Origin of the sequence: Gilliamella sp. ESL0443, assembly GCF_019469165.1 — a bacterium.
In the GTDB taxonomy this organism is placed as follows: domain Bacteria; phylum Pseudomonadota; class Gammaproteobacteria; order Enterobacterales; family Orbaceae; genus Gilliamella; species Gilliamella apicola_E.
Map to the genome: position 1 here is coordinate 2,288,426 of NZ_CP048263.1, position 18,636 is coordinate 2,307,061.

General features: G+C 35.2%; 18 protein-coding genes. 8 read left to right on the forward strand and 10 right to left on the reverse strand.

The window, feature by feature from the left end; translation table 11 throughout:
- Nucleotides 1-266 precede the first annotated feature (266 nt).
- Together GYM76_RS10445 and GYM76_RS10450 are read left to right on the forward strand one after the other, a co-directional pair.
- Nucleotides 267-1,556 carry an NAD(P)/FAD-dependent oxidoreductase gene (locus GYM76_RS10445; protein WP_065562725.1) on the forward strand — a complete coding sequence of 430 codons (1,290 nt, stop codon included), beginning with the start codon at nucleotides 267-269 and terminating at the stop codon, nucleotides 1,554-1,556.
- A gap of 101 nt (nucleotides 1,557-1,657) precedes the next feature.
- Complete coding sequence (locus GYM76_RS10450; RefSeq protein WP_220225421.1) at nucleotides 1,658-2,260, forward strand: YiiX family permuted papain-like enzyme; 603 nt, start codon at nucleotides 1,658-1,660, stop codon at nucleotides 2,258-2,260.
- Here GYM76_RS10450 and rnhB read toward each other — a convergent pair.
- From rnhB to fabZ, 4 genes are read right to left on the reverse strand one after another with little or no spacing between them, the layout of a single operon-like run.
- A complete protein-coding gene (gene rnhB, locus GYM76_RS10455) occupies nucleotides 2,257-2,850 on the reverse strand; it encodes a ribonuclease HII (protein WP_176701522.1) in 594 nt (197 codons plus the stop codon). The two genes, GYM76_RS10450 and rnhB, sit on opposite strands and share 4 nt — an antisense overlap.
- A complete protein-coding gene (gene lpxB / locus GYM76_RS10460) occupies nucleotides 2,841-3,995 on the reverse strand; it encodes a lipid-A-disaccharide synthase (protein ID WP_220225422.1) in 1,155 nt (384 codons plus the stop codon). Before lpxB ends, rnhB begins: the two co-directional genes overlap by 10 nt.
- The gene (gene lpxA / locus GYM76_RS10465) at nucleotides 3,995-4,774 is read right to left on the reverse strand and encodes an acyl-ACP--UDP-N-acetylglucosamine O-acyltransferase (protein WP_065562729.1); all 780 of its coding nucleotides are present in this window, start codon (nucleotides 4,772-4,774) and stop codon (nucleotides 3,995-3,997) included. Before lpxA ends, lpxB begins: the two co-directional genes overlap by 1 nt.
- Nucleotides 4,775-4,814: 40 nt before the next feature.
- Nucleotides 4,815-5,261 (reverse strand): 3-hydroxyacyl-ACP dehydratase FabZ, encoded by a 447-nt coding sequence (fabZ, locus tag GYM76_RS10470; RefSeq protein WP_034882348.1) that lies wholly within the window; start codon nucleotides 5,259-5,261, stop codon nucleotides 4,815-4,817.
- Nucleotides 5,262-5,703: 442 nt separating this feature from the next.
- Between fabZ and fkpA the strand changes: the two genes are divergently transcribed.
- Genes fkpA through tusC form a run of 3 tightly spaced genes read left to right on the forward strand, consistent with a single transcriptional unit; the run spans nucleotide 5,704 to nucleotide 7,340 of the window.
- On the forward strand, nucleotides 5,704-6,603 hold the full coding sequence (fkpA, locus tag GYM76_RS10475) for an FKBP-type peptidyl-prolyl cis-trans isomerase (RefSeq protein WP_065562730.1): 900 nt from the start codon (nucleotides 5,704-5,706) through the stop codon (nucleotides 6,601-6,603).
- A 4-nt stretch (nucleotides 6,604-6,607) separates the two neighbouring features.
- Nucleotides 6,608-6,973: a sulfurtransferase complex subunit TusD gene (gene tusD / locus GYM76_RS10480; protein WP_255561417.1), complete on the forward strand. Its 366-nt coding sequence runs from the start codon at nucleotides 6,608-6,610 to the stop codon at nucleotides 6,971-6,973.
- 13 nt (nucleotides 6,974-6,986) lie between these two features.
- Nucleotides 6,987-7,340 (forward strand): sulfurtransferase complex subunit TusC, encoded by a 354-nt coding sequence (gene tusC / locus GYM76_RS10485; RefSeq protein WP_065562732.1) that lies wholly within the window; start codon nucleotides 6,987-6,989, stop codon nucleotides 7,338-7,340.
- 145 nt (nucleotides 7,341-7,485) lie between these two features.
- Here the strand turns inward: tusC and nagE are convergent, their stop codons facing one another.
- Nucleotides 7,486-8,970 carry an N-acetylglucosamine-specific PTS transporter subunit IIBC gene (gene nagE, locus GYM76_RS10490; RefSeq protein WP_065562733.1) on the reverse strand — a complete coding sequence of 495 codons (1,485 nt, stop codon included), beginning with the start codon at nucleotides 8,968-8,970 and terminating at the stop codon, nucleotides 7,486-7,488.
- A gap of 249 nt (nucleotides 8,971-9,219) precedes the next feature.
- On the opposite strand from nagE, the gene nagB reads away from it, so the two are divergent.
- From nagB to GYM76_RS10505, 3 genes are read left to right on the forward strand one after another with little or no spacing between them, the layout of a single operon-like run.
- Nucleotides 9,220-10,026 carry a glucosamine-6-phosphate deaminase gene (nagB, locus tag GYM76_RS10495; RefSeq protein ID WP_220225424.1) on the forward strand — a complete coding sequence of 269 codons (807 nt, stop codon included), beginning with the start codon at nucleotides 9,220-9,222 and terminating at the stop codon, nucleotides 10,024-10,026.
- Nucleotides 10,027-10,037: 11 nt separating this feature from the next.
- Nucleotides 10,038-11,180 (forward strand): N-acetylglucosamine-6-phosphate deacetylase, encoded by a 1,143-nt coding sequence (nagA, locus tag GYM76_RS10500; RefSeq protein WP_220225425.1) that lies wholly within the window; start codon nucleotides 10,038-10,040, stop codon nucleotides 11,178-11,180.
- 36 nt (nucleotides 11,181-11,216) lie between these two features.
- Nucleotides 11,217-12,449 (forward strand): ROK family protein, encoded by a 1,233-nt coding sequence (locus GYM76_RS10505; protein WP_065562736.1) that lies wholly within the window; start codon nucleotides 11,217-11,219, stop codon nucleotides 12,447-12,449.
- A 45-nt stretch (nucleotides 12,450-12,494) separates the two neighbouring features.
- On the opposite strand, the gene asd is transcribed toward GYM76_RS10505, so the two are convergent.
- The 5 genes from asd to GYM76_RS10530 form a co-directional block, all read right to left on the reverse strand.
- Nucleotides 12,495-13,598: an aspartate-semialdehyde dehydrogenase gene (asd, locus tag GYM76_RS10510; protein ID WP_065562737.1), complete on the reverse strand. Its 1,104-nt coding sequence runs from the start codon at nucleotides 13,596-13,598 to the stop codon at nucleotides 12,495-12,497.
- Nucleotides 13,599-13,873: 275 nt separating this feature from the next.
- Nucleotides 13,874-15,955 (reverse strand): prolyl oligopeptidase family serine peptidase, encoded by a 2,082-nt coding sequence (locus tag GYM76_RS10515; RefSeq protein ID WP_220225426.1) that lies wholly within the window; start codon nucleotides 15,953-15,955, stop codon nucleotides 13,874-13,876.
- 148 nt (nucleotides 15,956-16,103) lie between these two features.
- Nucleotides 16,104-16,535, reverse strand: coding sequence for a PTS sugar transporter subunit IIA (locus GYM76_RS10520; RefSeq protein WP_220225427.1), 432 nt, complete (start codon nucleotides 16,533-16,535; stop codon nucleotides 16,104-16,106).
- An 11-nt stretch (nucleotides 16,536-16,546) separates the two neighbouring features.
- Nucleotides 16,547-17,545 carry an SIS domain-containing protein gene (locus GYM76_RS10525; RefSeq protein ID WP_220225428.1) on the reverse strand — a complete coding sequence of 333 codons (999 nt, stop codon included), beginning with the start codon at nucleotides 17,543-17,545 and terminating at the stop codon, nucleotides 16,547-16,549.
- On the reverse strand, nucleotides 17,542-18,627 hold the full coding sequence (locus GYM76_RS10530) for an SIS domain-containing protein (protein WP_220225429.1): 1,086 nt from the start codon (nucleotides 18,625-18,627) through the stop codon (nucleotides 17,542-17,544). The genes GYM76_RS10525 and GYM76_RS10530 overlap by 4 nt, the downstream gene beginning before the upstream one ends.
- Nucleotides 18,628-18,636 lie beyond the last annotated feature (9 nt).

Consider the following 18,636-nt stretch of genomic DNA (forward strand, 5'->3'; position numbering starts at 1 on the left):
AACATACTTCAAAAATGATTACTATATCATACGATATAACGCTTTATTTAAACAATCTAAGCTATATTTCTATGCCCAAATAAGGCTAAACGGGACTATTTACAACTATATTGATTGATATTCTATTTCACCCTTAAATAAATTTCAATAATTGTAAACCTCCATTTTAATAGATTTCATTTATAAATGTTATCAGTCAAAAGAAATAGATAAAAACCTACTTATTTAGTATGATATTTTATAATTGAAATAATAAGGCTTGAAATATGCAAAAAATAATTATTATTGGTGGTGGTGCCGGCGGTTTAGAGCTCGCTACTGACCTAGGTGATAAGTTAGGCAAAACGGACAAAGCTCAAATTACCCTAATTGATAAAAACAGTTATCATTTATGGAAACCATTATTACATGAAGTAGCAACGGGTGTACTTGATGAGCAAGTTGATAATATTTATTATGCATCTCAAGGACAACAACATAATTTCGAATTTACCCAGGGTACCTTTACTGACCTTAATCGGGACCAAAAACAAATCACTATTATCAATCATCAAGATGAATCAGTCGCTATTGATTACGACATTTTAGTTATTGCCATTGGTAGTACTTCTAACGATTTTGGTACACCTGGTGTTAAAGAACATTGTATCTTCTTAGACGATCAAAATGCAGCGATTCGCTTGCGAGAAACCTTAATAAATAAATTCACCAGTTTCTGTTCAATTATCGATAATGATCAAAGCACCGACGAAGATAAAATTCGAATTGCTATCGTAGGCGGTGGTGCAACTGGCGTTGAGTTAGCTTCTGAACTACCACACATGGTGGAAGCATTTGGTGCCTGTGGTCGTAATAAGATGTGTTCCGATCTTTTAGATGTGTCGGTTATTGAAGCAACAGATCGTATTTTACCAGCCCTACCAGAAAAGACTGCGGCAAGTATTACTAAAACACTTGAAAAACAAGGTATCCATGTATTAACCAAGACCATGATTACTAAGGCTGAAAGCGATGGATTTTATCCAAAAGAAGGCGATACTATTAAAGCCGACATTATGATCTGGACTGCGGGTGTTAAAGCTCCTGATTATTTAAAGGAAATTGCTGGATTAGAGTCAAGTCGTTCAAATCAATTGGTGGTAAAACCAACATTGCAAACTTCTCGTGATGACAATATTTTTGTTATCGGCGATTGCGCTTACGCAATGCAAGACAATGGCCATGCCTCACCACCTACTGCTCAAGCTGCACATCAAATGGCAAAAATTTGTTACGAAAACATTATCAACATATTAGATAATAAGCCATTAAAATCGTTTAAGTATACCGATAATGGCACAATCATTTCTTTACATGATACCGCGCAAGGTGTGGTTAAAATAGCAGGAAAAAGTGAAATGGGTGTAAAGGGATGGTTTGCGCTAATTATTCATCGATTGTTGTATCGAATGCATCAAGCTAGCTTGTTAGGTATTTTCAAAACGATTCGTTTTGCTCGTGCCAGTAAAGTTATGTACAAAACAAAATCGACATCTATTTTCAGTAATCGGGATTAATGACTGAAACACGCCTAAAAGCTACTTAAAATTTATTTAAGTAGCTATTTTAGCTAATAATTTTATAATATTACCTTGATTTATTTTTTAAGTAGAAAATCATGCGTTCTATTTTGATTATTATATTACTTTTCACTACCTACACGACGGCCACAGCAGATTACCTAGATGGCGATATTATTTTCCAATCTTCTCAATCAAACCAAAGCAAGGCGATTGAGCTAGCAACCAAGTCACCTTATAGTCACATGGGAATAATTTTTATTAAAAATGGAAAACCTTATGTCTTTGAAGCAGCATCTAAAGTGGTCTATACACCGTTTGATAAATGGGTAAATCGAGGAAAAAATAGAAAATATATAATTAAACGCCTAAAAGATCACACTTTATCACAAAAAGAAATTGCTAATTTAAAACGAGTTGCTCATTCATTTGAAAATAAGCCTTACGATATTTGGTTTGGCTGGGATGATAAGTATATTTATTGCTCAGAACTAGTTTGGAAAATTTATAATAAAGCACTTAACTTAAAAATTGGACAATTACAAAGGATTAAAGATTTTAATCTGTCAGCACCAGCAGTTAAACAAAAACTAACTGAACGCTATGGAGATAAGATCCCTTATCAAGAAACCGTTATTTCACCAGTCGCTATATTCAATTCACCATTATTAATAACAGTAGATCAACATTGGTCGAATTAGATAAGTAACAATCTCTTAATTGGAGCAAAACTCTTACGATACAAATGGTTGATACCGTGTGATTCTATAGCCATTAGGTGATCTTTGGTGGGATATCCTTTATGCTTTGCCAATCCATAGTGCGGATACAATTTATCTAATTCAACCATTTCACGATCACGAGTCACTTTCGCAAGAATCGACGCAGCACTAATTTCAGCAACAAGTAAATCGCCTTTAACGACAGCTTGTGTTTGAATACCAAATTCAGGGCAACGATTGCCATCCACTAAAACATAATTGGGTTTGATTTTTAAACCAGACACCGCCCGTTGCATAGCCAGCATAGTGGCATGAAGAATATTAAGCTTATCAATCTCATCGACTGATGCTCTAGCAACACTCCACGCTAATGCATTTTGCTTGATAATATCAAATAAAGCTTCACGTTTTTTTTCTGTCAGCTTTTTAGAATCGGTTAATCCCTCTATCGGTTTATTTGGATCTAAAATCACAGCAGCAGTAACAACATCACCACACAGAGGACCTCGTCCAACTTCGTCAACTCCGGCAATTAATGTGGCATCAGGGTAGGTAAATTCTAACAACAATGTGAATCCTCTAATACATCAAGTACAGCTTGTGCTGCTTGTTCATCTGCATTACAACGAATTTGTTTATGCAAAGCTAAAAATGTCGCTTTTAATTCGGTATTATCACTTTCTAAAAAAGGAAGAACATGATTAGCGATATTTTCTGGTGTACAGTCATGTTGTAGCAACTCAGGTACTATTTCTTTACCTGCTAAGATATTTGGTAACGACACATAAGGCGTTTTGATTAACTTTTTAGCCAACCAAAACGTAAAAGCTTTCATTTTGTAACCGACAACCATTGGGCATTTTGCTAACATACATTCAAGAGCAACCGTTCCAGACGCTAAAATTGCCGCATTACTGGCAATCATTGCTTCACGAGCATGACCATCTAATAACTGCACATTAAGTTGTGGTGCGATTTCAGTTTTAATTCGCTCAAACTCTTGTTTCCTTTTCTCATTTGCTAAAGGAACCACAATATGTAAATCAGGAAATTTGTCACGTAGCAATTGAGCCGCCTTTAAAAAAGGCTCAGATAATAACGTCACTTCAGCATGACGGCTGCCAGGTAAAAGTGCTAAGCATTGGCAATCAAGCGGGATACCTAATTGTTGACGCATTGCGGTTTGATCTGGTTCTAAAGGAATGTCATCAGCCATTTTATGACCAATAAAACGACAAGGAACATCAAATTTATCGTAAAAGGCTTTTTCAAAAGGAAGAAAAGCTAAGATAAGATTAGTATTTCGTTTAATCTTAAACACGCGCTTTTGTTTCCAAGCCCAGACTGATGGGCTCACATAATGAATAGTTTTAATACCAGCTTGTTTGAGTTTACCTTCTAATGATAGATTAAAATCAGGCGCATCAATACCAATAAATATATCAGGTTTTAGTTCAATAAGACGTTTAGTGATATCTCGACGAATAGCTAAAATACGACGTAATCGACCTAATACCTCGACAATGCCCATCACAGACAGCTCTTCCATTTCATACCAAGCTTTACAGCCTTCAGCTTGCATTTGTGGTCCAGCAATTCCAACAAATTGAATATTTGGATGGTGTTTTTTGAGAGAACGAATTAAACCTGCACCTAAAATGTCACCAGATGTTTCACCAGCGACAAGTGCTACAGTTAAAGCTTTATCAGTCATTAACGAATAATGCCACGAGTCGAACGAGCAAAAAAGTCAGTAAACAGTTGAACTTCAGGGTACTGTTTAGCTAACGATTCAATTTCAACTTTGGCATCGTCAAGGGTTAACCCATTTCGATAAAGAATTTTGTAAGTATTACGAATGGCTTGTAGTGCTTCTTTACTAAAACCTCTACGTTTCAATCCTTCATAGTTAACGCCATGTGGTGTTGCATGATTGCCTTGTGCAATAACATAAGGAGGAACATCTTGGGCAACACCAGAACAACCACCAACCATTACGTGAGATCCGATAACACAAAATTGATGTACAGCTGTCATACCACCAATAATAACATGATTGTCTAACTGCACATGACCGCCAAGCGTTGCATTATTCGCTAAAATACAATTATTACCAATAATACAATCATGAGCAACGTGTGCATTAATCATGAATAAATTATCACTACCAATACGCGTTAACTCCCCCCCTTGAACAGTGCCGCGATGAATCGTCACACTTTCACGAATCATATTACGATCACCAATTTCAGTACGAGTTGGTTCTCCACGATATTTTAGATCTTGGTTAACTTCACCGATTGAAGCAAATTGATAGATTTGATTATTTTGACCAATTTTGGTGTGGCCATTAACGACAACATGTGATTTTAAAAAAGTGCCATCACCAATTTCAACATGTTCACCAATATAACAAAAAGGCCCGATTTTGACGTTATCACCAATCTTTGCCCCCTTTTCTATTACTGAACTTGGGTGTATTTCCGTTGCCATAGCAATTCCTTAATACATTTGGGATATTTCAAAATCAATATTATTTACGAGCACACATCATTTCGGCTTCACAAACCAGTTTACCATCAACTGTTGCAACACCATGGAACAATGCAATACCACGACGCTCTTTAATATATTCAACATCAAGTACGATTTGATCACCTGGCACGACAGGGCGTTTAAAACGCGCTTTATCGATTGAAGCAAAATAATAAAGCTGTCCTGGCGATAACTCTTCAATACTTTTAAAAGCTAAAATTCCAGTCGCTTGCGCCATCGCTTCTAAAATTAGTACACCAGGGAAAATCGGTTTATTTGGAAAGTGACCTTGGAAGAATGGTTCATTAAAAGTAACATTTTTAATGGCTTTTAATGTTTTGCCTTTTTCATAACTAAGTACGCGATCAACCATTAAAAATGGGTAACGATGAGGCAGTAAACTTATGATTTCTTCAATATCAAGGGTATTAAGTTCGGTAGTCAAAATAGCTATCCTTATACAATATTTACTATAAATTGGATCTATTATAACTGAGGATACCACTTTCACTCAAGGAGTGATTTTTCAGTGTATTTTTACAGTTTTCAATAACAAATAAACCTAATTTTATATAAAAGATGCTTAAAAAATATTTTGTATTATAGTAGATCATATAATACGATTGGTATTTAACTAAATGATCTTTTAACTTGGAGAGTGAAATGAAATCATTTATTAAATTGACATTAATAAGCAGTATTATCATATTAACACTTACAGGCTGTAGTGATTTTCTGAAGTGTTTTTACGGTTTTTAATAACAAATAAGCCTAATTTTATATAAATTAATTAGATAAAAGATACGTAAAAGTTATATTATCCTATAATAGATCATATATAATACCGTGAATATTTAGCTAAAAGATCTTTTAACTTGGAGAGTGAAATGAAATCATTTATTAAAATGACATTGATAAGTAGTGCTATCGTATTAGCACTTGCAGGTTGTGATGATAAAAAAACTACCGAAGAAAACAAAACACCTGCTACTACAACGACAAATGCTACCGAAACAGCACCTGCGCCAGCAGAAAATAAAGCAGAACCTGCTAAAACCGATGATAAAGCTGATTCTCTAAACAATAAAATAAAAATTACCACTGAAGCCCAAAAAGAGTCTTATGCATTAGGTTCTTCATTTGCTAACTACCTAAAATCAAACTTAGAACAAAATGAAGTAAAAGCAGACCAAGAATATCTAATCAGCGGATTTAATGAAACCATGAAAGGTAATTCACAACTTAATCAAGAAGAAGTGAACACAATTCTAGAAGCTTTCGGTAAACGTATCCAAGAAGAAAGCCAAGCGCGTTTTGAAAAGCAAAAAACTGAAAATACCGCGGCTGGTGAAAAATTCCGTGAAGCATTTGCCAAAGAACCTGGAGTAATAAAAACTAAATCAGGTTTATTATATAAAGTTATTCAAGAAGGTACTGGAGCTCACCCAACTGCCAATGATACTGTTATCGTTCACTATGTTGGTACATTAACTGATGGTCGTAAATTCGATAGTTCTTATGACCGAAATGAGCCAGCAACCTTCCCACTTAACGGTGTAATCAAAGGTTGGACTGAAGGAATTCAACTCATTGGTGTTGGCGGTAAAATTAAATTAGTTGTTCCACCAGAATTAGCTTATGAAGATAAAAGCTTGCCAAGCCAAGGTAACAACGCCAATATTACCCCTGCGTCAACTTTAGTTTTTGAAGTTGAATTGCTTGGTATTGATAAAGATAACAACGAAGAAGCTATTCCAACTGCTCAGCCAGTACAAGCACCAAACTAATTTGATGAAACCATTAAGTTATACGCTGGTTATTATGGGTCCCGCTTATGGGACCCAATCTGCTTATTGTGCTTATCAATTTGCTCAAACATTATCTTCAAATACAAATCACTCAATCAATTGCATCTTTTTTTATGCTGACGGTGTCTATAACGCTAATCATTTTACTGATCCGGCTAATGATGAATTTGATCTCGTCAAAGCATGGCAAAACTTAGCAAAACAAAACGCTTTAAAGCTGAAGGTTTGCGTGGCAGCAGCACAAAGAAGGGGAATTAGTATAGAAAACCTTGCTGAACATTTTGAACTAACTGGTCTTGGTGAATTGAGTGAGGCAGTAGCAAGTTCTGATCGAATCCTACAATTTTAAAAAGGTAGATTAGATGAAAAACGTAGCAATTATTATTAGTACTCCACCACACGGCAATGCAAAAGGCCGAGAAGCATTGGATACCGCTTTAGCCTTATCAACATTTAATCATATTTCTGTCTTTTTTATGGGCGATGGTGTTTTTCATCTGTTACCTAATCAACATCCAGAAGAGATTTTAATGCGAGATTACATAGCAACCTTTAATATGTTAGAACTTTATGACATTGAAGATGTTTATGTTTGTAAAACAGCTTTAGATGAGCGGAATTTAAGCCAGATTGCCCTCAACATTCCTAACCAACAAATCGAAATTACCCAGTTTCATCAGTTACTTGCGGATCAAGACACTATTTTACGCTTTTAATTAGCTTCAAAAACCCCGCTCCTCAACTTTTTTTATAATTCTATAAACAAAATCTATGCTTGCCAAAGATAATAAAAATCCTCGTGGCTTTTATCATTACTACCACGAGGAGAATATTGATAAAACTTATTTAATAAAATTGATATTAAACTAATTTTTTCATTTTATCGGCAATCTTCTCAGCTTGTTGACCAACAACAATTTGAACGCCAGTTTTACCTAGTTTTATCACTGCCATTGCACCAAGTGCTTTAGCTGCTTGTTCATCAACCAAATCTGAATCATGAACATTCAAACGTAAACGTGTGATACAAGCATCAATATTAGTTAGATTTTCTTTACCACCAACGATAACTAAATATTGTTCAGCAAGCTTAGAAGTATCACCTACAGTTGGTACATTCTCTTCAGCTGAAGTATCGGTCACATCGTCTTCACGTCCCGGCGTTTTAAGATTGAATTTAACAATAACAAAACGGAACACAATATAATATACAAAGAAAAATACGACACCTTGAAGAATAAGCATATACCAATGTACAGCCAAAGGATTGCGGCTGGATAACAGCATATCGATTAAACCTGCACTAAAGCCAAAGCCAGCTATCCATTGCATGGTTGCAGCGATAAATAGTGAAATTCCAGTTAAAATAGCATGGATCACATAAAGTACAGGTGCTACAAACATAAAAGCAAATTCTAAAGGTTCAGTAACCCCAGTGAAAAATGCTGCAAATGAAGCGGCTAACATGATCGATGCGGTTTTATCTTTATTGCCTTTTTTAGCTGTATGATACATGGCTAATGCTGCACCCGGTAAACCAAACATCATAATTGGGAAAAATCCTGCTTGATAGCGACCGGTAATACCAATGGTTGCTAATCCATCATCAATAGATTTTTGTCCACCAAGGAAAGTTGGTATATCATTGATGCCAGCCACATCAAACCAAAATACCGAGTTAAGTGCGTGGTGTAAGCCGACCGGAATTAACAAACGGTTAAAGAAGCCATAAATACCCGCCCCAATAGAGCCTAAATCTTTAATGTATTTACCAAAAGCAACTAATGCATCATAAATAGATGGCCATATAAAATATAAAACAGCAGAAACTAATAGCATAACGATAGAAACAATAATGGGAACTAACCGTTTACCACTAAAAAAAGCTAACGCTTTATGTAATTCAACAGAACTGAATCGGTTATATAATTCAGCTGCAATAATACCAACTAAAATACCAACAAACTGATTATTAATTTTTTTAAATGCAGGGGAAATTTGTGATTGCCAACCATCAACACTAGTATCAATACCATTAAATAATGCAATAGAACTTGGTGAAAGTAATGTTGTGACAACTAAAAAACCGACTAATCCAGATAATGCAGCTGCACCATCTTTATCTTTAGACATACCATAAGCAACACCTATAGCAAATAGGATTGGCATGTTTTCAATAATTGCACCACCAGATTTTATTAAAAAGGCAGCAATAATACTATTTTGTCCCCAGCCATTTGGATCAATCCAGTAACCTATACCAAGCAATATTGCCGCTGCAGGTAATACTGCCACCGGCACCATTAATGAACGCCCAATGCGTTGTAAATAAGCTAAAATTCCCATAAGTTTTACCTCATATTATTATTTTGGGTTACTTAAAAAATAATGAAATTTCACATCTTTAAGTAAATGTAAGTAAGTCAACTATATTTCACATTATATTATTTTACTTCGCAAATTAAATGTTTGCTTTTTGTGATTTATATCACGATTTATTTTTGATTAATTAGTTTAATATAGTAGAATATGCTCAACATATTTTACGTTAAAAAAAAAGATTTTATTTAATTATATCAGAAGAGGCTGTATCTTATGAGACTTATTCCTTTAGTAAATGCGCAAGAAGTCGGCGCTTGGGTAGCACAGCGCATTGTTAACAAAATTAATCAATTTAAACCGACAGCGGAACGTCCGTTTTTATTAGGTTTACCTACAGGTAGTTCTCCGCTAGTTATGTATCAACAACTCATCAAACAATATCAAGCAGGTAAAGTCAGTTTTAAACACGTTGTTACCTTTAATATGGATGAGTATGTCGGTCTTCCAGAAGATCACCCTCAAAGTTATCACACTTTCATGTATGAAAATTTCTTCAACCATATTGATATTGATAAAAACAATATCCATATATTAAATGGTAATGCACCAGATATCGTTCAAGAATGCCGCGAATATGAAGAAAAGATTAAATCTTACGGTAAAATCAATATTTTCGTTGGCGGTGTTGGTCAAGATGGACATATTGCATTTAACGAACCAGGTTCTTCACTTTGTTCAAGAACTCGAATTAAAACTTTGACTGAAGATACAATTATCGCTAACTCACGCTTCTTTGATAATGATATCAAACAAGTTCCAAAACATGCGTTAACGATCGGTGTTGCAACATTAATGGATGCACAGGAAGTGATCTTATTAGTTTGTGGACACAACAAAAGTTTAGCGTTACAAGCCGGTGTTGAAGGATGCGTTAATCATTTATGGACAGTTACCGCATTACAAATGCATCCAGCATCAATTATTGTTTGTGATGAGCCAAGTACTGATGATCTTAAAGTGAAAACACTAAAATATTTTAAACAAATGGAAGCTGATAACCTTAAAGTGACCGTTTTATAAAGGATAACTCAATGTACGCATTAACAAATTGTCGTATTTACACTGGTTATGAAATTCTTGAAAATCACGCCGTTATTATTGACGGCGATAAGATTGCCAAAGTTTGTAAACAAGAAGAACTACCAGCTAATATCACTACTGAAGATTTACAAAGTGCCATTGTTGCACCGGGTCTTATTGATATTCAAGTCAATGGTTGTGGTGGTGTACAATTTAATGAGACCCTCGATGCGTTGAGTGTCGAGACATTAGAAAAAATGCAAAAAACTAACCTAGTTTATGGTTGTACAAGCTATTTACCAACTTTAATCACATCAACTGATGAATTTATGATTAAAGCAGTAAACGTTATGCGTGAGTATTTGGCTAAACATCCAAATCAGGCATTAGGTTTGCATCTTGAAGGCCCTTACATTAACCCAGAAAAGAAGGGTATTCATAATGTAAATTATATCCGCCAACCTTCACAAAAAATGATCGACTTCCTTTGTGAAAATGCTGATGTCATAAAAATCATTACGTTAGCCCCAGAAAAAGTTGAATCTCACTATATTAAGCAATTAGCTGATGCTGGTATTCATGTTTCTGTCGGTCATTCTAACGGTCATTATGAAGATTGTCGTCGTGGTTTTAATGCTGGTATCCGTTTAGGAACGCATCTATTTAATGCAATGCCTTATATCACTGGACGAGAGCCCGGTGTTGTTGGTGCAATTTATGATGAACCCGAAGTTTATGTCGGTATTATTGCTGATGGTCAACACGTAAGTTGGGCTAATATTCGTAATAGTCATAAAATTAAACAAGATCATTTAATTTTGATTACCGATGCTATGTTATTAGCAGGGTCTAATTTAACCTCTGGCGTATTTGCTGATAAAACTATCTATTATAAAGATGGCCGTTGTGTTGATGAAAATGGCACTTTAGGTGGTTCAGCATTAACTATGATTGAAGCAGTTAAAAATGCAGTTGAATATGTTGGTATTGCTTTAGATGAAGCTCTAAGGATGGCAACGCTTTATCCTGCAAAAGCAATTGGTGTTGATAAACAACTTGGTACAATTAGTGAAAGTAAAATTGCGAACTTAGTTATTTTTAATCGTGATTTTTCAAACGTGAAAACGGTTGTTAATGGAGTAATGACCCGCTAGAATGTTAGATAGTTAATGAAAATATTGAGATAAAATATGACCTTTAATTATCTACACCTAGTTGGCAATGCTGAGCTAATCAAACAATTAAATTACGCTATGATTTACCGTTTGATTGTTCAGCAAGCCCCAGTTTCACGGATACAACTCGCCGAAATTAGTCAATTAGCACCAGCCAGTATAACCAAAATTACTCGCCAACTTATTAAAAAAAATTTAATCAAAGAAGTTGATGCACAGCAATCAACTGGTGGGCGTCCGGCTGTGTCAATACAAGCAAAATTTGGTTACTATCAGACTATTGCCATTCAATTAAGTCGTTCCCATGTTACCATTGAACTATATGATCTTGGTGCTAACTGTTTAGTATCTGAAGTTTATCCATTAACCTCGTTTACCCAAGAATCAGCTGAAGAATATTTAATTGCATTAATTGAACAGTTTATAGAGCAAAATAGCAAAAAAATAAAACATCTTGTTGCTATATCAGTGGTATTACCAGGTTTGATTGACTCTGTTCGCGGGATTATTCGTTATACACCTCATATTCAAGTTAAAGCTTGGCCTCTAGCTGACGTTCTTCGTAATAAATTTAACATTTCGATTTTTATTGGCAATGATATTCAAAGTTTAGCTCTAGCCGAAAGTTATTTTGGCTCAACTCAAGATGTTGATGACTCAATTTTGATTCGTGTACATCGCGGTGTGGGGTCCGGTGTAATTGTCAATCAGCAACTATTAACAAACCATAATCAAAGTGCTTGTGAAGTTGGACACATCCAAATCGATGCGTTAGGAGAGCGTTGCCATTGTGGAAATTTTGGCTGTTTGGAAAATCGTGTAGTTAATAAAGCAATCGAGTTTCGAGCTAAACAGATGATTGAGCAAGGTTATCCAACTAAATTAAGTTTAGATAACTGTAATATTTCCACTATTTGTAAATATGCGAATCAAGGCGATGAGCTGGCAATTAAGTTAGTCAAAGATGCAGGTGAAAATCTTGGTCGTGCTGTTGCTATGATGGTGAATATTTTTAATCCACAACGAATTGTGTTAGCGGGTGAATTAACTAAATCATCAGAAGTGTTGTTAAATGCGGTAAACAGCGCGTTAAACGCACAAAGTTTAGAAGAGTTGAGAAAAAATCTTACTATCAATTGTTCATCGCTTAATGACCGTTCAGCAATTGGTGCATTTGCATTGATACAACAAGCGTTATTTAATGGTTCATTATTAATGACATTGTTAGAAAACAACATTACATTATAATGTGCATATATCACAAAAAAAGCCCGGTAACCGGGCTTTTTTTGATTAAGCTAAGATGCGAAGCATTCTTCTTAATGGTTCGGCAGCTCCCCATAATAACTGGTCGCCAACAGTAAAGGCTGATAAATAGTCTTTACCCATATTAAGTTTACGTAAACGTCCAACTGGCGTAGTTAATGTACCAGTAACAGCTGCTGGAGTCAGCTCACGCATTGATAAATCACGATCATTAGGGATAACTTTTACCCAATCGTTATGCGCAGCAAGTAGTTTTTCAACTTCTGGCACACTGATGTCTTTTTTGAGTTTGATGGTAAATGATTGACTATGGCAACGTAATGCACCAATACGCACGCAAAGTCCATCAACAGGAATAATTTGGCTAGTACCTAAAATCTTATTCGTTTCAGCCTGGCCTTTCCATTCTTCTTTACTTTGACCATTATCAAGAGCTTTATCAATCCAAGGGATTAAACTACCCGCTAATGGCACACCAAAATTATCTGTTGGTAAACTACCATCACGCATTTTTTGCGTCACTTTCCGTTCAATATCTAAGATCGAAGAATTAGGGTCTTGTAGCTCTTTAGCTACTTCGGCGTTTAACATGCCCATTTGGGTAAGCAATTCACGCATATGACGCGCACCGCCACCTGAAGCAGCTTGATAAGTTGATACTGATACCCAATCAACTAAGTTTTCAGCAAACAATCCACCAAGCGACATTAACATTAAACTTACAGTACAGTTACCACCAACAAAGGTTTTGATACCTCTATCTAAAGCTGCATGAATATTAGCTTTATTGACTGGATCAAGAACAATGATTGCTTCATCTTCCATTCTCAATGTTGATGCCGCATCAATCCAGTAACCTTGCCAGCCAGTTGCACGCAATTTTTTATAAATTTCAGAAGTATAATCACCACCTTGGCAAGTCACTATAATATCTAATGCTTTCAAAGCATCAATATTATCGGCACTTTGTAATGTTCCTGTTTTACCACCAAAGGTAGGGGCAGCTTGACCAGCTTGAGAAGTAGAAAAGAAAACAGGATTGATATAATCAAAATCATGCTCTTCAACCATACGTTGCATAAGGACGGAACCAACCATTCCACGCCAACCAACAAAACCAACATTTTTCATATTTTATTTCCAACGGTAGATGTTATATAAAGAAATCTTTATTGACTATTAAAACAAAATATCACCATAAAACAAGTGAGATAAGAATTATTTTTTAAGAGTATTAAAAGATAATAGCGAATTATATAAAACTATCGTTATTTAAATTGCTGGCTAGTTTTTATTGATATTCCTTTTCCAGATAATTTTTCACGATGATAAGTACACCCAAATGACTTATTTGATGATGAGGATTGTCATAAATAATATTAACTCTAATATTAACTATTTTTTAATTATGGTGTTGGCGTGGTTTTCCAAATAAAAAACTCGACTGTATTTAGAAAATTATCAAAAAAATGCCCTTCATATTGATCTGCTACAACTAATACCTGCTGTTTTTGGGTATGGTTTATCTCATTAAGACGAGCGATAAATTTAGCACTTTGCCATGGTGCTACACGTTCATCTTTCAAACCTACCGAAATCATAACCGGTGGATACGTAACATAATCTTTTAAATTTAAATAAGCATCTATTTTAGATAAATCCTTTAACTGTTTTAAGTTTAATGGCGAGCCAAACTCAGCAAAGTTTGCTTTACCAATGGCGATTTTATCTAATCGACTCATATTTAACATACCCACATTAATGGATGCCGCAGCAAAAAGTTCAGGATGTTTAGCTAATGCCATTCCAATTATAATACCACCAGCACTCTCACCGCTGATAACTAGCTTAGATGGTTGAGTAATATTATGATTAATTAAATATTGTGCGCATGTTATAAAGTCATCAACTGAGTTTTGTTTATTAGCTAAGCTACCGCCAATATGCCAACCTTCGCCTAATTCTCCACCTCCTCGAACGTGAGCAATTGCAATTATTCCACCTCTTTCAAGCCAAATTAAACGTGTAGCATCAAAAAAAGCGCGCTGACTTACACCATATGCACCATAGGTAGTTAACCATGTAGGAGCAGTACCATCATACTCGATCCCTTTAGGATGAATAATCGTCATAGGAACAAGTGTTCCATCGTTTGATTTTACCCATTGTTGTTCAGCCTCATAGTTTGCAAACGAAAAATCACTGGGATTAATCATTTTTGAATCTTGAATTGATCCATTATCGGTGTTATAGGTAAATATTTTCGGGGGAACAGTCCAATTTTGAGCAGTAAATAATATTTCTTTGCGATCAGTATTACTAAAAATGGCTGTTATTTCTTCACTATTTGTAAGAGAAATCAATTTAACATGATGAGGGCCAGTAAAAGGAATAGCAACAAACTTGGGTGTTTCTGATTCATGATAAGCTAAGTAAATAGCATCTTTGCTTGCTGCAAATTGGAGCAAATCTCCATTTTGCCATTCCATAATTTTTTCTTCTAATTGGCTATTTTTATTCAAATTCACGCGCGAAATAGTATAACCAGACAACGCATTGTATTTAGCTAAATATAACCAATCACCTTTTAGAATAAAATTGGTAACTTTTTGTTTTCTATCGATGATTTTTTGCCAGTGAACTTTAGTATTATTAAGATTATCATAATGTGTAAGGTATAAATCGATACTATAACCAGATATAGAAGATGAGATAGACGCAATAGCCCAATTACTAGAAAAAGATAAGGCTATATTTTGATCGGTAACGGGGTCATAACCAGTTATTTGATTTTTACTAAAGATTAAGACATCATCTTTTGTCTTAGTATTTAGATGGTGCAAATATAACTCTTCTGTGCCCGATTTTGGGCTATTTTGTTGATATTTATCATTTCTTTTATAAAAAAAAGATAAATTATCATTTGACCAAATAATGCTTGGATCCGATATGCCAGTTATATGATCATTAAGATGTGATTTAGTTTTTACATTGATAATTTTTATTGATGATATCTCAGCACCATTTTCATAAATGCTATAAGCAATATATTGCCCATCACGTGACGGATAAAAATCATATATACCATAGCCAATAGGAGGATCTATCAACAATTTTTCATTATTGTAGCGATCTCTAACAAAAAGGCGATTATACGGATAATCTGCTGTTTGTTTGAAATAAAAACAATTATCGCCTACATATTGAATATCAGAAATTCTAGGTTCAGAACCAAAATCAGTTAATTGATTAAATCGTTTACTGACAGTTTTTGACCATGGTAATGCATCTAGTATGTTGACGGTACGTTCAGACTCAGATAATAACCAATTACTGATTAACTGTGGCTGATTTTCCATCCAACGGTATTTATCGTTCGCTTCGATTTTTTTTAACGTTAATTCATTATTAGTTGTACAACAGCAACAAATACTACTTAACAAGAGAATCAATATTATGATAAATGTTTTCTCTTTTAATATAGTCAAATTTACCTACCTATTAATTCTATATATAATTCAAGGCTTAGATAAAAAGGTATAACTAGTAATGAATAAAAGCAAATATAATTTTATTTGAGTTAAAAATATATTTGCCTTATTAAAGTTAAATTAATTGATTATTTATCTGACCAGCTTAAAACTCTTCATCTTCTATTATTGATGACGTCATTGACACCATATTATAGTGCTCAATACTTTGTTGAGCTGTTTGCATTAGTTCTGATAGTAAATCATCTAGCGCCATTTGTGTTCTTAGCATAAATGTTGCCAATAACATGGGTATATTCACCCCAGTAACAATTTCTAGATTTGGATAATTGACCATTAATCTGGTTAGTGTGTTAAAAGGCGTTCCGCCTTTTAAATCCACCAAACACAATATTGCCTCACCTTGTTGAACAAAGCTTGCTAAATGATTTTCAATCTGCTGTTGAAACTCATCTAACGATTGCCCCATTAAGAAGGGCACTGCCTCACATAAGGTTTGTTTACCACAAATCATCTCGGCACTTACGATCAGGCTTTGAGCAGTTGGTCCATGAGTACTGATTAATACCGCAACCATTGTTGCTCTCCTTAATAATCCAAGCAACGATAGTAGCGACGAATAGTCATTGGGTGCCGATTTAAGTGTTCAACGTAAGCATCAATTCGGTTATTTATCGTTCTAAACACAAACGGTGATAAATGACCACGATATTTTTCTGATATACCCGGTAATGGATAGTCTTTGGTATCAATAATGGTGTAGTTACCACAAATTTGTGGTAAGAATTTTGCCACTCTTTCACTTAATGGACGTTGACTATCTTCACCAACATAAACAGTTACAGCTGTATCACGGTCGATCACTTCTAATGTGCCATGGAAAAATTCAGCTGACTCGATCGATTTTGAACGTAGCCAGTGTTGCTCTTCCCAGTAGCACATCGCATGAGAATAAGTTGCACCCCATTGGTTGCCAGCGCCGACAAAATAGTGCATAGCATCGTTATGATGTTTCAATGCGACTTCTTGCCCGAATGTATCAGCTTTTTTCGCCACTTCGACGATGTTTTTAGCAAAATGTTGATCCATTTGTTGATAAAATTCATCATAGTCAGGGTATTCGCCGGTCAAATACATTAAGCGATCAGCGGCCATAAAGAATTTTAATTGCTCATTCATTGGGTAAGAAATCACATGGTGCGCCATTTTACCTAATGGTGAATCGGCTTTATCTAAAAAGGCTAAAACTGTTGCACCCACATCTTGTTGAATTTTATTAATAGCCTCAACGACCTCTTGGGTTGAGCCTGTAACAGATGAGATGATAATTAAGGTGTCTTTGGTTATACGCTTATTGCCGGTAACCAGATATTCCGCTGCATGTTGAATAAAGGTTTCAATGGCTGATTTTTCTTTCATATGGACAACTGCTTGCATCGATGAAGCGTAAGTTCCGCCAATACCTAACCAGCACACATTACTGTAACCACGGGAGTGAATTTTATCTATAAATTCATTGATTTGTGGACGAAGTGCTAATGCGCCATTCATGCTGTCGAGTTCTTTTTTTTCATCGTATTTTCTCATGCTCTAATCCTCTTAATTTTAGATTTAGTAATTTCATCAAATTCCGGATATGTTGATTTTTCCAGATTGTGACCTTTTAACTGTGATACTTGATAGCTAAGTAAGTGAATAGGAATTGTCATAAACAGCGAAGTTAATCGCTCATCACAACTGATACCTAGACATAAGTCATTTTGTGTTCGGTTGCCTTGTTGATGTGCATAAATTGTTACAACATTTTTCACATACTGATTTAAGAATTGTTTTAAGGAATCGGCTCTTTGCGCCAGTCTTCCTTGCGGTTCAATAAAAATGATTTGATCATCGCTATGCAAACCCAGATAAGGGCCATGCATATACTCTTCGAGCTCTTTACCCAACGCAGTGTTGCGTACGGTTTCGGTAAATTTAGTTTCTCCTTCCCTTGCAACCCCGTAGGTAGCACCGTAACCGATCAATATTACCCGTTGAGCTAGAGTATATTGATCTTCAAGGCGATTAACCCAAGCTTGTGAACGCTCAATGACTTGTGGTAATAATTGGGTAATCGTTTTAATCTGATTCATATAGTCATCAAATTTGGCTTGATTAATGGTTTCGGTTTTTTGCCCAATAATGAGGCTAATTAAGATCAAATCTAAAATAGTGATACTATAACCGGCACTGACATAAGGCATTTCTTCAATCGGCATCCCCATAGATAAAACGTGATTGCTAACTTGATACAAAGGACTTTGTGGATTGCTGGTCAGGCTATATATCGTCTTGTTATGGTGAATAAATTCCTCAACTAAATAAATGGTTGAATAACTCTCTCCACCTTGTGAAATGGCAAAATAGAGTGTATTTGGATCGTTATAGTGCAGGTAATTGGCCGCCATTGAAGGATCTTCAATATAGACAGGAATCTTCAACAGTTCGCTCATTATTGGTCTTGCACCATAAGCAGCATTAGCACTGGAGCCAGTGGCGAAAATGACAATGGCATTAAGCTGTCTTATTTGACTTAAATCGATATGATCGGCAAATAACGTCTTATAATTATCTAAAACAGCTTGATAATATTTCGGCTCTAATGCGACATAATCAGCAATACTTTTCATTGTTAATTC

What these genes read in the sequence shown, in the direction of transcription:
- tusC (WP_065562732.1), top strand. Translation starts at nt 6,987, where the DNA reads ATGAAAAACGTAGCAATTATTATTAGTACTCCACCACACGGCAATGCA.
- GYM76_RS10530 (WP_220225429.1), bottom strand. Translation starts at nt 18,627, where the DNA reads ATGAAAAGTATTGCTGATTATGTCGCATTAGAGCCGAAATATTATCAA.
- fkpA (WP_065562730.1), top strand. Translation starts at nt 5,704, where the DNA reads ATGAAATCATTTATTAAAATGACATTGATAAGTAGTGCTATCGTATTA.
- nagB (WP_220225424.1), top strand. Translation starts at nt 9,220, where the DNA reads ATGAGACTTATTCCTTTAGTAAATGCGCAAGAAGTCGGCGCTTGGGTA.
- nagE (WP_065562733.1), bottom strand. Translation starts at nt 8,970, where the DNA reads ATGGGAATTTTAGCTTATTTACAACGCATTGGGCGTTCATTAATGGTG.
- tusD (WP_255561417.1), top strand. Translation starts at nt 6,608, where the DNA reads ATGAAACCATTAAGTTATACGCTGGTTATTATGGGTCCCGCTTATGGG.
- GYM76_RS10450 (WP_220225421.1), top strand. Translation starts at nt 1,658, where the DNA reads ATGCGTTCTATTTTGATTATTATATTACTTTTCACTACCTACACGACG.
- asd (WP_065562737.1), bottom strand. Translation starts at nt 13,598, where the DNA reads ATGAAAAATGTTGGTTTTGTTGGTTGGCGTGGAATGGTTGGTTCCGTC.
- GYM76_RS10505 (WP_065562736.1), top strand. Translation starts at nt 11,217, where the DNA reads ATGACCTTTAATTATCTACACCTAGTTGGCAATGCTGAGCTAATCAAA.
- GYM76_RS10525 (WP_220225428.1), bottom strand. Translation starts at nt 17,545, where the DNA reads ATGAGAAAATACGATGAAAAAAAAGAACTCGACAGCATGAATGGCGCA.
- lpxA (WP_065562729.1), bottom strand. Translation starts at nt 4,774, where the DNA reads ATGGCAACGGAAATACACCCAAGTTCAGTAATAGAAAAGGGGGCAAAG.
- lpxB (WP_220225422.1), bottom strand. Translation starts at nt 3,995, where the DNA reads ATGACTGATAAAGCTTTAACTGTAGCACTTGTCGCTGGTGAAACATCT.
- GYM76_RS10445 (WP_065562725.1), top strand. Translation starts at nt 267, where the DNA reads ATGCAAAAAATAATTATTATTGGTGGTGGTGCCGGCGGTTTAGAGCTC.
- GYM76_RS10520 (WP_220225427.1), bottom strand. Translation starts at nt 16,535, where the DNA reads ATGGTTGCGGTATTAATCAGTACTCATGGACCAACTGCTCAAAGCCTG.
- nagA (WP_220225425.1), top strand. Translation starts at nt 10,038, where the DNA reads ATGTACGCATTAACAAATTGTCGTATTTACACTGGTTATGAAATTCTT.